10 protein-coding genes and 1 pseudogene are annotated in these 14,714 nt (G+C 64.7%); 4 read left to right on the top strand and 7 right to left on the bottom strand.

Annotated features, from left to right (window positions below; genetic code table 11):
• Positions 1–161: 161 nt before the first annotated feature.
• The 4 genes from HL671_RS39035 to HL671_RS33405 all read right to left on the bottom strand — a co-directional run bounded on the left by HL671_RS39035 (position 162) and on the right by HL671_RS33405 (position 6,737).
• Positions 162–2,057 (bottom strand): methyl-accepting chemotaxis protein, encoded by a 1,896-nt coding sequence (locus HL671_RS39035; RefSeq protein WP_172242504.1) that lies wholly within the window; start codon positions 2,055–2,057, stop codon positions 162–164.
• Positions 2,058–3,340: 1,283 nt separating this feature from the next.
• Positions 3,341–4,288, bottom strand: a complete 948-nt coding sequence (locus tag HL671_RS33415) for an NAD(P)H-binding protein (protein WP_172242501.1) — start codon at positions 4,286–4,288, stop codon at positions 3,341–3,343.
• A gap of 344 nt (positions 4,289–4,632) precedes the next feature.
• Positions 4,633–5,481 carry a VOC family protein gene (locus HL671_RS33410; protein WP_012042990.1) on the bottom strand — a complete coding sequence of 283 codons (849 nt, stop codon included), beginning with the start codon at positions 5,479–5,481 and terminating at the stop codon, positions 4,633–4,635.
• A complete protein-coding gene (locus HL671_RS33405; RefSeq protein WP_012042989.1) occupies positions 5,478–6,737 on the bottom strand; it encodes a Glu/Leu/Phe/Val family dehydrogenase in 1,260 nt (419 codons plus the stop codon). Before HL671_RS33405 ends, HL671_RS33410 begins: the two co-directional genes overlap by 4 nt.
• Before the next feature lie 205 nt (positions 6,738–6,942).
• On the opposite strand from HL671_RS33405, the gene HL671_RS33400 reads away from it, so the two are divergent.
• Together HL671_RS33400 and rbsK are read left to right on the top strand one after the other, a co-directional pair.
• Positions 6,943–7,836 carry a sugar kinase gene (locus HL671_RS33400; RefSeq protein ID WP_041750613.1) on the top strand — a complete coding sequence of 298 codons (894 nt, stop codon included), beginning with the start codon at positions 6,943–6,945 and terminating at the stop codon, positions 7,834–7,836.
• A gap of 29 nt (positions 7,837–7,865) precedes the next feature.
• Positions 7,866–8,774: a ribokinase gene (gene rbsK, locus HL671_RS33395; RefSeq protein ID WP_012042987.1), complete on the top strand. Its 909-nt coding sequence runs from the start codon at positions 7,866–7,868 to the stop codon at positions 8,772–8,774.
• On the opposite strand, the gene HL671_RS33390 is transcribed toward rbsK, so the two are convergent.
• Positions 8,771–10,006 carry an NAD(P)/FAD-dependent oxidoreductase gene (locus HL671_RS33390; RefSeq protein WP_172242573.1) on the bottom strand — a complete coding sequence of 412 codons (1,236 nt, stop codon included), beginning with the start codon at positions 10,004–10,006 and terminating at the stop codon, positions 8,771–8,773. The genes rbsK and HL671_RS33390 overlap by 4 nt on opposite strands.
• A gap of 113 nt (positions 10,007–10,119) precedes the next feature.
• On the opposite strand from HL671_RS33390, the gene HL671_RS33385 reads away from it, so the two are divergent.
• A complete protein-coding gene (locus tag HL671_RS33385; RefSeq protein WP_012042985.1) occupies positions 10,120–10,905 on the top strand; it encodes an enoyl-CoA hydratase/isomerase family protein in 786 nt (261 codons plus the stop codon).
• Positions 10,906–10,913: 8 nt separating this feature from the next.
• Here HL671_RS33385 and HL671_RS33380 read toward each other — a convergent pair whose 3' ends face one another.
• Both HL671_RS33380 and HL671_RS33375 read right to left on the bottom strand, forming a co-directional pair.
• Entirely contained in the window at positions 10,914–12,620 is a 1,707-nt protein-coding gene (locus HL671_RS33380; protein WP_012042984.1) for an IlvD/Edd family dehydratase, read from the bottom strand.
• Between the two features lie 87 nt (positions 12,621–12,707).
• Entirely contained in the window at positions 12,708–13,526 is an 819-nt protein-coding gene (locus HL671_RS33375) for an NAD-dependent epimerase/dehydratase family protein (RefSeq protein ID WP_041750612.1), read from the bottom strand.
• A gap of 88 nt (positions 13,527–13,614) precedes the next feature.
• On the opposite strand from HL671_RS33375, the pseudogene HL671_RS33370 reads away from it, so the two are divergent.
• A pseudogene (locus tag HL671_RS33370) lies at positions 13,615–14,580 on the top strand (SMP-30/gluconolactonase/LRE family protein); the annotation flags it as partial.
• Between the last annotated feature and the right edge of the window lie 134 nt (positions 14,581–14,714).

Raw genomic sequence — 14,714 nt, 5'->3', positions numbered from 1 at the left:
TTATTTTGGTGCGAACGAGATCAGGAGCAGGCGCGTCATTGCCTCGCTTCCGCTCGTCAAAAGACGACTTGCGGGCGATGGAGGCTTGACTTCAAGACCACCGACGTCCCGGGGATGCGGCAAGGAACCCCACCCCGGGGGCTTTGATGGCTTGACACGGGTCAGAGCGCCCGGACACCGCGGAGAAAACCGGACACCGCCATTTCCAGCGTCGCGGACTCCGTCTGCAGCGTATTTGCAGCCTGAAACACTTCCTGCGCCATGGCGCCGGTCTTGGTTGCCGAGGACGTTACCCCCGTGATGTTGTCAGCCACGAGCGTAATACCACCCGCAGCCTGATCCACGTTGCGAGCAATCTCGGCTGTCGCAGACCCCTGCTCCTCCACGGCGCTCGCTACGGCAGCGGTCAGTTCGTTCACTTTCGTGATGGTGGCGGTGATTCCGCGGATCGCCGCAACTGTATCCGTGGTTTCGCTCTGCATCGCCGTGATCTGGCTCGAAATTTCCTCCGTCGCCTTGGCGGTCTGGCTCGCGAGGTTCTTGACCTCTGCTGCGACCACGGCGAAGCCGCGTCCAGCCTCGCCGACCCGTGCCGCCTCGATGGTAGCGTTCAGCGCCAGCAGATTGGTCTGCGAGGCGATGCCATTGATCAGGGTGACGATTTCACCGATCCGGTCGGCAGCCTCCGCAAGGCGGTTGATCTTGGTGTTGCACTCCTCCGCCTCTGCGGTTGCGCCCTGCACGAAGGAGGCCGTCTGGGCGACCTGGCGCGATATTTCCTGGATGGACGACGACAATTCGTTGCCGGCTGCCGCAACGGACTGCACGTTGGTGCGGGCCTGCTCGGCCGCGGACGCCGCAGCCTGACTTTGCCCGCTGGTGGCCTCCGCGGTGCCCGACATCGACTGCGACGATCCATGCAACCCGCCGACGCCGCGCTTGAGGTTTTCGAGCACGGTCACGACTGTGCCATCGAATTCCGACGTCAGTTGCTCCATCCGGTTCTGACGCTCCTGGCGGCGGGTCGTGTCGCCTTTTTCCCGCGCTTCCATAGCGATGCGTGCGATCGCACTGTCCTTGAAGATCTGGACCGCGCGCGCCATGGTGCCGATCTCTTCCTTCTGCTCGATGCTGGGAATGGCGACCGACGTGTCCCCATTGGCAAGCGCCGACATGGCGCCGGTGAGCGCGGCGACCGGCTTGGTGATCGCACTGGACACCACGACGCCAAGGACGATGCCGAGGATCGAAATTCCGCCGCCGATGATCGCCAGCCACATCAGAATGGTCTGACGTGAGGTAATCATCGACTGCGACGTCTCCTGCGCGGCGTCAAAAGCCAGCTTGATGACATTGTCACCCAGCGTCTTCATGTTCGGAAGAATATCCTTGAACAGCAGGTCGCTGCGTTCGACCCACTGATAGGCGTCCTTCTCGTAGCCCTTGGCGGCATCACTGAACTTCTTGACCGCCTGCAATTCCTTGTCGCCTTCGGCGGTCTTTTCAAGCGTCGCCAGACGCTCCATCATGGACGCAAAATTCGCCTTCATCTTGCCGAACGTCTCCGCCCGCTGGTTCAACATGTAGCGCTTTTCGTCGGCACGGATGAGATAGGTGTATTCCAGAATATCGCTCGCCGTGGCGGCTTTCTTAGCATCGCCTACGCTGCGGATATAGTCCTTGGCGACCTGCGACGCGGTCTCGCCGTTCTTCTCCAGCAGATCAGTCAGCTTGTCGAGTTCGACAAGGGCTGCGACACCCTTTCGATACAGCTCCGCGTAGGCGGTCGTGCCCTTGCGAGCAGAACGCGAGCGTTCAACGATCGCAGGCCCCCCGGTGCGGTCAATGCTGTCCAGCGTCTTGAGGATGGTGGCGACGTCTTTTTCGGCCGTCTCGAATGCCTCCGCGGCAAGCTTCTTGTTGGAGGTCGATGCGTTGGCATTCAGCAGATAGTTCTTCTCTTGCAGGATCGTTTCGTACGCATAGCGCTCAACATTGGTGGCCTGAACAAGCTCATCGAGTGAGGACTTGATGTTGGAGAGACCGATCGCCGCCACGACGAACATCAAGGCGCCAGTGACCAGCGCCATGGCGACCAGAACGCCTGCCTTGTACTTGATTTTCAGGTCTCTCACGCTCGACATGATCTCTCCAGAATTGGGCATCGACCTTGTTCGGTCACATGCCCGTTGCCACGAGGATGGGCGCAATCCACGTGGATATGAACGGGAGAAACAGCCGCGTACTTAGCCCCAGCATCACACAAATACGGGAATCACGATACTAACCGCTTAAATTTTCCAGCCGTAGCTTTACCGGCTGTTAGTCGATCGGGTGCCGGACGGCAGCTGAAGAACTGCGGCGTCAACCCTTCGAAACGTTGCGGCGCGGCGCGATCCGCCCCCCCCCCGGACCGATTGGCCACGTTATGAGCCGATGCATCGTCAGCTTTGCGAATTTCGTTCAAGGCCTTTCGGTTGACCCGTTCTGCAGTTCTCAGCCGACAGTCGGAAAAAGGTAAAAGTGGCACATTCAACGATGCCTGCCTGCTCAGCCCGGCGGGCAAATCGCCAGACGCAGATCGCCTACATCGACCGCGCGATCTGCTGCCCTCACACGCTGATCGCGTGATGATTGCCGCCACATCGGCCTGCACTGAAAGACGTATTTCTCCAGCGGGCTCAAACGGATGCCCCGATACGGCTCCGTTGCGCAAGATTTTTCGCTTTCGTTTTACACGAAATCATGATTGTATATCCCCGTTCCGCCTCACCAGAGGGGCGCTTCGCGGTCGTCACGAACGTCGAGTGCGGGATGCGGTGGGCGTGTCGGTGCTGCGCGTGAGGTCTCCTTGCGCGGACGAACGGCAGCGATGCGCACGGTCAAGTCGCGTGGTCCTGGCACCCCGAAGCTGGTGTCACGCCTGTGTCGGCGCTCACGCGCCGCGCGGGCAACGGTGGCCAGAAAGCCCGGCGCACCGAGGAGAGCGCGAAGCAGCCGTCAAAACCATCGCGCGGGGAATGCCGGGTTGCTCTCGGCTGAACCTGTGGTACCTGCCGCCTGCATTTTTTTCCGCAGGCGGGCCATGGGTGCGGCCAGCGCCCGGCATTCCCCGTGCCCTCTTCAAAGAGAGGGCAGGACAGCAGCAAAGCTCGGACGCGACAGCGCGCCGCGAGATCGGGCACTCATGTCTCATCACCATGATTGCGAGATTCACCACCGTGACCACAAATCTCACATCGTCATTGCGAGCGAAGCGACGCAATCCAGGGCTGCACGCGCGACTCTGGATTGCGTCGTCGCTTACGCTCCTCGCAATGACAGGGAGAGAGATCGAGGCTCAGAACACCGCATGATCGCCACGCTCGGCCATGGCCTCGCCGCGGATCAGCTGTGCGTAGTAGTCGAACAGCGTCTCCGAGCCGGTCGAGGGCGTGGCGTCGGCGTCGTAGCGGCCGGTGACGGGGTCGAGCACCAACATGGATTCGGTGGCGTAGTAGCGACCGATGCGGGCGAGCTCGGCCTTGTCGGCGAGCGATGGCGCGATCCGCCCGGCGATGCCGAGTCCTGCGATGATGACGTCCAACAGCGCCACCGGGACGCGCCGGATGTTCGGCTTGCGTCCGAGCAGCGCGAACAGATGCTCCGCCTGCTCGATCGGCGTGATGGCCGGGCCGGGACCGCCGATCGGCAGCACCTTGTTCCAGCGGCGCTCGTCATCGAGGCATCCGGCCAGATAATCGCCGAGGTCGGCGTCGCTGATCGGCTTGCACGCGGTCAGACGGCCGTCGCCGAACACGAGGTAAGGCCGGCCCTGCTTCACCCGCGCCACCTGCCCCGACAGCGATTTGAAGAACGCGGTGGGGCGGACGATCGAATAGGTCAGCCTCTCCCCCTGCCCGATCAGCCGCGCCTCGAACGCCAGCTTGGCCTGCTGGAACGCCAGCAGCGGCTTCTGCACACAGATGGCGGACAGCAGCACGAAGTGCGTGATGCCTGCACGGCATGCCGCGTCCAGCACATTCACATGAGCCTGGTCATCGATCGCCTGGGCATCCCCGGGCACGCCGGTCCGCGACGCCATGCAGGACACCACGGCGTCGAAAGGCTCACCGCGAAAGCCGTCGCGCGCCAGCGAGACGGGGTCGGTCACGTCGCCGATTCTAAGGGCAGCACCCGGGACCTCCACCACGTCGCGGTGCGGACGAATGAAGCAAACCACCTCGTGCCCGCGCGCGACCAGCGCACGCACGGTGGCGCGGCCAATGGTTCCGGTCGCGCCGAGCATGAAGACGCGACGCCGATCAGACGAGGGGACGACAACAGGAGAGATCATCGGCTTGGGCGAGAGGCTGAAACCGCCTCAGTCTATATCATGGCTCGCACATGCGCGGCGTCGAGACTGCCAATGAGAGTCTCGTCATGCCCGGGCTTGTCCTGCCTGCGCGGCCGAAGCCGCTTCGGCGCGGCGAAGGCCCGGGCATCCACGTCGTCCGGCGTGTGCGGTGCAACGTGGATGGCAGGGACGAGCCCGGCCATGACGAGCTGGAGATAGCTGTGCACAGGCCGAGATCTTTGCCTGCAGCCCTCGCGGCATCGGCGCAAGACAGCGCCAATCGCCGTTCGAAGCCATCACTCCGCTGCGCGCGGCGTCTTCTCCAAAATCAGCGTGTGGATGCCACAGGTGCCGCTGTAGAGGCTCATCACCCGCGTGCCCGGCTTGCGGCCGGCGCGCGGCTCGGAGACCTGCAGGCCGGCGGCGAGCAGGCGCGCCCTCGTGGCTTCGATGTCCGCCACGCGCCAGCTCAGGCCCCACAGCTTGTCGTTGGCCTTGTCGTTGCCGGCCACCGGACGCTTGACGACCTCGACGATGAGGTCGCCGCAGCGGAAGAACATCAGCTGGCCCCATTCCTGATGGCTGCGGTCGAGCGCCATGTCGAGGCCGAGCCGCGCGCCGTAGAGCGCGGCGGCCCGCTCGGGGTCCTCGGTCGAGACCACGATGTGGTCGAGACCGAGCACCGCAGAATCGGCGGTCTTCTCCGACATCGGCCGCGGCCCGGCAAGCTCAAGGAAGAACATGCGCACGCCGCGGGTGAGATCGGTCATCGCACGCGTGCGTTTCCAGTGCAGCGTCTGGCCCGAGATACGGTCGGTGTTGTCGACCTCGGCGATCGGCTCCGGCTTCAGCGCCACGCGTTCCAGCCGCCGATGCATCTTGCCGATGTCATCGGTTGCGAAACAAATGCTGGCGAGCCCCTCGCCCCAGATCTTGATGACATTGCGGATACGGTCGGCGGCGGGGCTCTGCCCTGCCGGCGCCATCAGCTCCAGGCTCATATTGTCGAGCGTGAACAGCACGCGGTCGGCGCCCTCGCCCGAGTTCTGCCAGGACGGCTTGCGCGCCAGCAGCGTCTCGAACGCGGCGCTGCCGGCCTGGATGTCCTCGAGCAGGACGACGACGTGGTCGAGGCCGGTGATCACGGAAACAGCCCTCGCGTGTTCTTGGCGTTGCGCACCTTCTCGACGCCGATCGCCATGGCCGCGGTTCGGTGCGAGATGTCGTCGGCCTTGGCCCGCGTCACCATCCGCTCGAAGGCGCGGTCGAGGATCTGGTACTCGCGCCGCATCACCTCTTCTTCTTCCCAGAACAGCTGCTGCAGATCCTGCACCCATTCGAAATAGCTGACGATGACGCCGCCGGAATTGCAGAGAATGTCTGGAATGAGGAAGATCTCCTTGCGGCGCTGGTCGAGCACGAGGTCGGCATCCGGCGTGGTCGGGCCATTGGCAGCTTCCGCGATGACCCGGCATTTCAAGTTCGCCGCCACCTTGGCATCGATGACCCGCTCGACCGCCGCCGGCACCAGGATGTCGCAGGCGAGTGTCAGGATCTCCTTCGGATCGAAGGCAAGCTCGGTGGAGAAGCCGGCGATGCTGCCGTGCTTGCTCGCATGCGCCATCAGCGCGGGAATATCGAGGCCCCTGGCATCGTGGAGTGCCCCGGTATGATCGCTAACCGCAATCACCTTCATGCCCATCTGGTGGAAGCCGAGCGCGGCATAGGAGCCGACATTGCCAAAGCCCTGCACGACCACGGTGGACTTGGCGGGATCGATGCCCAGCACATCCATCACCCGGCGCGAGACGTGGGCAACGCCACGGCCGGTCGCCTCGCGGCGGCCGAGCGTGCCACCGGAGAACACCGGCTTGCCGGTGACGATCTCGGTCACGGTCTGGCCCTGGTACATCGAATATGTATCCATGAACCAGGCCATCACCTGCTCATTGGTGCCCATGTCGGGCGCCATCACGTCGGTGTGCGGGCCGACGAAGGGGATCATCTCCTGCATGTAGCGGCGCGACAGCGATTCGAGCTCGCGCCGCGACAGCTTGGACAGGTCGACGGTCACGCCGCCCTTGGCTCCGCCATAGGGCAGGCCGACGAGCGCGCATTTCCAGCTCATCCAGATCGCGAGAGCCGCGACCTCGCCGATGTCGACGGTCGGGGCAAAGCGGGTGCCGCCCTTGGTCGGCCCCATGGTCAACAGATGCTGGACGCGGTAGCCCTCATAGACGGCAATGGTGCCATCGTCCTTGTGGATCGGACACGAGACGGTGATCGCGCGCTTCGGCAGCAGCAGGCGATCGCGCTCATCGGCTGGGATGCCAAGGTGATCGGCGATCACGTTGAACTGATTGGCGGCCATCTCGAAGACCGGACCCGCATAGACAGTCATCTTCCACTCCCGAATCTGCGCTCCTGCAGGTCGGCAACCATAGCGCGACCCGGCTGCCGGTGGCAGGGGGCCGGCGGTTGCAAGGAGGTGATCTCAACCACCATGGTGACGATTTGACGAAGAATTTCAGCGTTGATCCGCCTTAACCGCTTGCTAATCTGCGGCGCCGGGGCCGCGATCACCCCTTAGTGAGACAGAAATGGCAATGCAGGCCCTTTTCATCGGACAGACCTACATCGACGTTACGTTCATCACCGACCACATGCCGACCGGAGACGAGAAGCACGTCGCCTCCGACTACGCCGTGTCGTTCGGCGGCAATGCAGTCACTGCGGCATTTTGCTGCGCCAAGCTGGGGATCGTTCCGGACCTGATCGCCACCGTGGCGAATGACTGGCTCGGGCGGATGTTCCAGGACATGACGGCGAAATACGGCATCTCCGTACATCCACGGAAGGTCAATGCCTCGTCGCTGTCCTTCATCATGCCGAAGGACGGCAAGCGCGCCATCGTGCGCTGCCGCGACGATGCCCACATCCACCCTTTCCCGCTGCTCAATCTCGGCAATTGCCGGGCGCTGCATGTCGATGGTCACCAGCCTGATGCAGCCATCCATTACGCCAAGCTATGCCGCGAGGCCGGTATTCTGACCTCGCTCGACGGCGGCGGCCTGCGCACCAACACGCATGAGCTTCTGGAATATATCGACGTCGCGATCGTGGCCGAGCGGCTGTGCGAGCAGATGGATCTCACGCCGGAAAAGATGCTCGATTATCTGAAAGGCCGCGGCTGCCGCATCGGCGGCGTGACCCAGGGCGAGAAGGGCCTCTTGTGGTATGATGAGGTCGGCGCGGTGCATACGTTGCCGGCCTACCCGATTCCGCGCGAGCGCGTCATCGATACCAACGGCGCCGGCGACGTGTTCCACGGCGCCTATGTGTATTCGTATCTGGCCAATCCGGCGAAGGGCTGGAAGGAGCATTTCGAGTTCGCCCGCGCGGCCTCGACGTTCAAGATCCAGAAGCTGGGCAACGAGGCCGGCCTGCCGACGCTCGCCGACATCGATCTTGTCAGGCAGGAATTCGAGGCCCGCGTTTAGCGGCTGATCAGATACAAGGGAGAACACCGATGGGGCGCGTCGTCGTCGCCGGCAGCATCAACATGGATGTGGTGGCGACAGCCGAGCGGCATCCCCGCATCGGTGAGACCGTCGCCGGTCATTCGGTGATGTATTTTCCAGGCGGCAAGGGCGCCAACCAGGCGGTATCAGCCGCCAAGCTGGGCGCGCCGACATCGCTGATCGGCCGGCTCGGCCGTGACGCCTTCGGCGAGCAACTGCGCGCGTTTCTCGCCAGCCAAGGCATCGATCTCACCGCGGTGAAGGACAGCGCCGGCGCGGCGACCGGCACGGCGCTCATCACGCTGGCGAAGGCCGACAACACGATCGTGGTCATCCCGGGCGCCAATGCCGAGGTCTCCCCTGAGGATGTCGCGCAGGTCGCGTTGACTGCAAGCGACGTGGCGGTCAGCCAGTTCGAGATTCCCCAAGCGACGATCGTCGCCTTCTTTCGGCAGGCACGCGCGGCGGGCGCGACCACGATCCTCAATCCGGCCCCTGCAAGTGCATTCGACAGCGCGCTGTTCGCACTCATCGATGTGCTCGTGCTGAACGAGACCGAGCTCGGCTTCCTGACCGGCATCGCGCTCGGCGACACACCCACGCTGCCGCAGGTGAGCGACGCGGTTCGCGCGCTGGACCCGCGCGACGATCAGACGGTCTGCGTGACGCTCGGCGCGCGCGGCGCGGTGGCCGTCACGGGCAGCAAAGCGAGGCTGGTCGAGGGCCGCGCCGTGACGGCCGTCGACACCACCGGCGCCGGCGACTGTTTCGTCGGCGCGCTGGCCGCGCGGCTCTCGCAGGGCGCGCCGATCGCCGATGCGATCGGCTACGCCAACATCGCGGCCTCGATCTCGGTGCAGCGGATGGGCGCCGGGCCGTCGATGCCGACAGCAGAGGAGGTCGGCGCGCTGCTCTAGACGAGAGCGCTCTTCAGGTCGAAGCTGGGATCGGCGGCCTTGGCTGCATCCACCGTGCCGCCTGCCGCGAGCAGCTTGCGGCCGAACATGTGATCGCCGGCGCGGTTGACGGATTCGATGCCGACCAGCCGGCCCTCTTTGTAGCAGAATGCGGAGAATGCCTTTTGCGCCGGATCCCCGCGCAGCACGACCTGGTCATAGCCCGTGGTGAGCCCAGCGATCTGCAGCTTGTCGTTGCCTTGGTCGCTCCAGAACCACGGCTGGCCGTCATACGGCTTGACGTCGCCCGTCAGCCGCGCCGCGACGCAGCGGGCATGATCGGTCGCGTTCTGCACCGACTCCAGCCGCAAGGTGCCGCCAAAGCGCGGGCTGGCGAACAGCGCACAGTCGCCGATCGCGGAGATGTGCGGATCGCTGGTCAGCAGGTACTCGTCGACCACGATGCCCGAGGCGACGACCAGTCCCGCGTCAGCGGCGAGCTCAATATTCGGCAGCACGCCGACGCCGACCACAACCAGATCGGCCGGAATATGCCGGCCGTCGCTCAGGCTGACGCCGGTGACCTTGTTGCCGTCGGCCTCGATGCTGGTGGCCTGCACGCCGAGATGGATGCGCACGCCGGCTTCAGCATGCTGCTTCTGGAAATAGTCGGAAATCTCGGCCGTAACGGCCCGCGCCATCACCCGCGCCCCGAGTTCGAGCACATCGACCTCGAGACCCTTGATGCGCGCGGTCGCCGCGAATTCGAGGCCGATGAAGCCGGCGCCGATGACGACCACCCGCTTGGCCTCGCCGAGCAGACCGCGCAGCGCCTCGCTGTCGTCGAGGATGCGCAGGTAACGCACCGCGGGAAGATTGGCATTGGGGATGTCGAGCAGGCGATTGCGCGCCCCCGTGGCGAACACCAGGTGCCCGTAGCCGAGCGCCTTACCCGACGCGAGCAGCACCTTGCGCTGGTCGCGCTGCACCGAAACGACGCGGTCATGGACCAGGTCGATGGTCTGGTCGGCATAGAATTTCTGCGGCCGGAACATCAGGGTCTCGGGACCGCCGGTGCCCTTGAGATAGGCCTTGGACAGCGGTGGGCGCTGATACGGCAGATGCGCCTCGTCGTTGATCAGATGAATCGGATCGGCAAAGCCTGCCTGACGCAGCGAGGTCGCGAGCTGGAAGCCCGCATGCCCCGCGCCCACGATCACAACCGGTCCGTTCGTCACTGTCCCCTGCCCCATTCTGTCATCGTCCATGCCGACGGAACCGGGTTGTCGCAGACTTCCCCGGCATTGTCACCGTTCCCGGCCTACGGTTTAAATGCGGCAACACCAGCCATACCCGGGAGGAATGAATGTCGGACGCAGTAGCGGAACCTGCCCGCCTCAGCATCAATGGCGCGATCGCGACCATCACACTCGATCGGCCGGCGGCGTTCAACGCCATCAACCTTGCCATCGCCCAGCGCCTGGAGCAGCTTGCGGCGCAGGTCGAGGCTGATCCGTCCATCCGGGTGCTGGTCCTGAAGGGCGAAGGCCGCGCCTTCTGTGCCGGTGGCGACCTGCAGACGATCGGCGCCGCGGCCGAGGCCGACACCATCACGCCGGTGGTGAGCGAGCTGCTGCATCACTACCACGCCTTCATCGCGAGCCTTCGCCGCATGCCCAAGATCGTGCTGGCGAGCGTGCACGGCTCCGCCGCGGGCGCCGGGATGTCGCTCGCTTTTGCCGCCGATCTGTGCATCGCCGCCGATGAAGCGCGCTTCACCCCCGCTTATGCCAAGCTCGGCGTCTCGCCCGACGGCGGCGGCACGGTTGGCGTCGTCGCGACGGCAGGCGTAAGGCGGGCGCTGCAGATCTTCTTGGCCGAGGACAGCTTCACAGCTGCGCAAGCCTATGAATGGGGCCTTGTCGCCAAGGTCGTCTCGGCATCCGAGCTGGCCGCGGCCACCGAGGCGCTGGCGCAGCGTTTGGCGCAGAACATGCCCGCCGGCATCGCCGCCACCAAGGCGCTGATCCATCGCGCGCCGACCAGCACGGTCGAAGACCAGCTCGCCGCAGAACGCGATGCCATCATCAATTGCATGCACACCGGCGAATTCCGCGCCGCCGTGAAGCGATTCACCAGCAAAGGAAAGTAGGACAGCGCTCACCCCTTCCCTTTCCGGCGCATGAAGTCGAAATCGCAGCCGTCGTCGGCTTGCAGGATCGTTTCATGAAACAGATGCGCATAGCCGCGTTCCGCCCAGTCCGGTGTCGTCGCAGGCTTGAGCGCCGCCCGACGCCGATCCAGCTCGGATTGATCGACCAGCAGGTCGATGCTGCGCCTTTCGACATCGAGCCGGATCATGTCGCCGGTCTGCACCAGCGCCAGCGGACCGCCGACCGCGGATTCCGGCGTGATGTGCAGCACGATGGTGCCGAAGGCGGTGCCGCTCATGCGCGCATCGGAGATGCGCACCATGTCCTTGGTGCCGCCGCGTGCGAGCTTCTTCGGGATCGGCAGATAGCCGGCCTCCGGCATGCCGGGCGCCCCCTTGGGCCCCGCATTGCGCAGCACCAGGACGTCATCGGCAGAGACGTCGAGATCGGGGTCATCGACCCGCCTCGTCATGTCCTCGACCGACTCGAACACGACGGCGCGCCCCGTATGCTGCAGCAGCTTTGGGCTCGCCGCGGAATGCTTGATGACGGCGCCGCGCGGCGCGAGATTGCCGCGCAGCACGGCCAAGCCGCCCTCCGGCTTGATCGCGTCGTCGCGCGCGCGGATCACGTCCTGCCCTGGCACATCCTCGGCGGCGGCGACGATCTCGCGCAGCGACTGGCCGGTGATCGACCGGCAATCGAGATCGATGAGATCGCCGAGTTGCTTCATGAGCTTCGGCACACCGCCGGCGTGGTGGAAGTGCTCCATGTAGTGCTCGCCGGACGGCTTGAGATCGACCAGCACCGGAACCTCGTGGCCGATGCGGTCGAACGCATCGAGGTCGATCTTGTGGGGGGTCCGGCCGGCGATCGCGGTCAGGTGCACCAGACCGTTGGTGGAGCCGCCGATGGCTTGCAGCACCACCTGCGCATTCTTGAAGGCCGCCGGCGTCAACAGCTCGCTCGGCTTCGGCCCCTTGGCCTTGGCCAGTTCAGCCGCGACCCGACCGCTCGCTTCGGCCGATCGGAAACGCTCGGCATGGGGCGCCGGGATCGTCGCGCTCATCGGCAAGGACAGACCGAGCGCCTCGGTGATACAGGCCATGGTCGAGGCCGTGCCCATCACCATGCAGGTGCCGACAGACGGCGCGAGCCGGCCGTTGACCGCCTCGATCTCGCTGTCGTCCATCTCGCCGGCACGATATTTGGCCCACAGGCGCCGGCAGTCGGTGCAGGCGCCGAGCACCTCGCCCTTGTGATGCCCGACGACCATCGGCCCCACGGGAATGACGACCGTGGGCAGGTCGGCAGACACTGCCGCCATGATCTGCGCTGGCAGCGTCTTGTCGCAGCCGCCGATGACGACCACGGCATCCATCGGCTGGGCGCGGATCATCTCCTCGGTTTCCATCGCCATCAGGTTGCGCAGATACATCGAGGTCGGATGCGCAAAGCTCTCCGCGATCGAGATGGTCGGAAACACGAAGGGCATCGCGCCCGAGAGCATGACGCCGCGCTTCACCGCCTCGAGGATCTGCGGCACGTTGCCGTGGCAGGGATTGTAGTCGCTATAGGTGTTGGTGATGCCGACGATGGGTCGATCGAGCGCGTCGTCGGAATAGCCGGCCGCCTTGATGAAGGCCTTGCGCAGGAACAGCGAGAATCCGGCATCGCCGTAAGCGGTCAGTCCCTTGCGCAGGCCGTCGGTCATGTCAGTCTCGTGTCGGTGTCTGTTCTTGTTGTTCTTGGTCGTAGGAGCCATTCCGGGGCGCGGTTGCCCCGGAACGCCAAAAAAGGATCAACCCCAGTCGATGATCCGGCTGGTATCGCCATCGAACTCGGTGGTGCAGAACGTGCCCCCCTGGAAGTAGTCGCCGATCGGATCGGCGGGCAGCTTGGCCTGCTCGGCAAGGGCATGTTCGCGGAAATCCTCGGCCCGACCGGTCGGACGGTAGCCGAGATCATAGGCGCGCTGATTGTCCCACCAGGCGCGCTCATTCAGCGAGGCACCATAGAGCACCTCAAAATGAATATCCGGATGCTCGAGCCCGATGCGGCAAAGCTGGACCAGATCGTCCGGCTTCAGCCAAATCGACAGACGCCGCCGATCGAGCGGCTTGTCGCCGAAATTGCCGATGCGGATGCAGGTCACTTTCAGCCCGTGCTTGTCGGCATACAGCGAACCGAGCGCCTCGCCGAACACCTTGCTGACGCCATAGCGACCGTCGGGGCGCGGCTGCACGTCGTTGTCGATCTTGCGATGTCGCGGATAAAAGCCGACCGCGTGGTTCGACGATGCGAACACAATCCGCTTGACTCCCTTGCGGCGGGCGGCCTCGAACAGGTTGTAGCCGCCGATAATATTGGCCTGCAGTATGTCGTTCCACGGGCCTTCGACCGAGTAGCCGCCGAAATGGATGATGCCATCGACGCCCTCGCACAACGCCTCGACCTGCGAGAGGTCGGCAAGATCGGCCGCCTTGAAGGTTTCCTGGCTGGAGAGGTCGGCCGGCGGCCGGAGGTCGCTGAGCAAAAGGTCCGGATAGATCGGCGGCAGCAGCTTCCGCAAGGAACTGCCGATTCCACCGCTCGCACCGGTCATCAAGATACGTGGCATTTCATCCCTCGTTTTCGGCCCGCAGGTTTGCGGCCGTGGCGGTCCAATGATAGCAGAGATCGCAAAGGCGCAATAACGGGACGGGACAATGTCCGACGGAAACGCTCATGCCCAGGGCTGGCGCCCTGCGACCTTCTATCCTGACCCGGCGATCCAGGCGCTGGACCCACGCTTCGAAAAATACTGGCTGAAGCTCTCGGCGGTCGAACGGCTGGCCACCGGGCTGCGCTGGGCCGAGGGGCCGGTGTGGTTCGGCGACGGACGCTACCTTTTGTGCAGCGACATCCCCAACCAGCGCATCCTCAAATGGGAGGAGGAGACCGGCGCGGTCTCGGTCTTCCGCAAGCCCTCCAATTTCGCCAATGGCAATACCCGCGATCGGCAGGGCCGGCTCGTCACCTGCGAGCATGGCGGGCGCCGCGTCACCCGCACCGAATATGACGGATCCATCACCGTGCTGATCGACAGTTTCGACGGCAAGCGGCTGAATTCGCCGAACGATGTTGTCGTGAAATCCGACGGTTCGATCTGGTTCACCGATCCGACCTTCGGCCTGCTGGGCAATTACGAGGGCTACAAGGCCGAGCCCGAAATCGACGCTAACGTGTACCGGATCGACGGCGCCACCGGCAAAGCGACGGTTGTCGCCGACGGCGTACTGGGGCCGAATGGGCTGTGCTTCTCGCCCGACGAGCGCATCCTCTACGTCGTCGAATCCCGCGGCGTGCCCAACCGGAAGATCCTCGCTTATGACGTCTCCGCCGACGGCACGACGCTCGCCAACAAACGCGTCCACATCGATGCCGGGCCTGGCACGCCGGACGGCATGCGCTGCGACGTCGACGGCAATCTCTGGTGCGGCTGGGGAATGGGCAGCCCCGAGCTCGACGGCGTCATGGTGTTCGCTCCCGACGGCGGCCCGATCGGCCGCATCGCCTTGCCCGAACGCTGCGCCAACCTGTGCTTCGGCGGCCTCAAGCGCAACCGCCTGTTCATGGCGGCCAGCCAGTCGATCTACGCGCTCTACGTGAACACGCAGGGGGCGCTGGGGGGGATGACTGGCCGTCCTTGCGAGGAGCCCCCGGGGTCTCGCCTCCGGCGAGCCCAAGGGCGGGCTCCGCGAAACAATCCAGACTTTCTTTTGGCCCTGGATTGCTTCGCTGCTGTTCAGCCCGGGGACATAGCTTA

This window comes from Bradyrhizobium denitrificans (genome assembly GCF_013179005.1).
Classification (GTDB): domain Bacteria; phylum Pseudomonadota; class Alphaproteobacteria; order Rhizobiales; family Xanthobacteraceae; genus Bradyrhizobium; species Bradyrhizobium denitrificans.
This window is presented reverse-complemented; position numbering and strand designations above follow the sequence as displayed.

What these genes read in the sequence shown, in the direction of transcription:
- HL671_RS33415 (WP_172242501.1), bottom strand. Translation starts at nt 4,288, where the DNA reads ATGCTCGGCGCGACCGGAACCATTGGCCGCGCCACCGTGCGTGCGCTG.
- HL671_RS33405 (WP_012042989.1), bottom strand. Translation starts at nt 6,737, where the DNA reads ATGACTGTCTATGCGGGTCCGGTCTTCGAGATGGCCGCCAATCAGTTC.
- HL671_RS33400 (WP_041750613.1), top strand. Translation starts at nt 6,943, where the DNA reads ATGCAGGCCCTTTTCATCGGACAGACCTACATCGACGTTACGTTCATC.
- rbsK (WP_012042987.1), top strand. Translation starts at nt 7,866, where the DNA reads ATGGGGCGCGTCGTCGTCGCCGGCAGCATCAACATGGATGTGGTGGCG.
- HL671_RS33390 (WP_172242573.1), bottom strand. Translation starts at nt 10,006, where the DNA reads ATGGGGCAGGGGACAGTGACGAACGGACCGGTTGTGATCGTGGGCGCG.
- HL671_RS33385 (WP_012042985.1), top strand. Translation starts at nt 10,120, where the DNA reads ATGTCGGACGCAGTAGCGGAACCTGCCCGCCTCAGCATCAATGGCGCG.
- HL671_RS33380 (WP_012042984.1), bottom strand. Translation starts at nt 12,620, where the DNA reads ATGACCGACGGCCTGCGCAAGGGACTGACCGCTTACGGCGATGCCGGA.
- HL671_RS33375 (WP_041750612.1), bottom strand. Translation starts at nt 13,526, where the DNA reads ATGCCACGTATCTTGATGACCGGTGCGAGCGGTGGAATCGGCAGTTCC.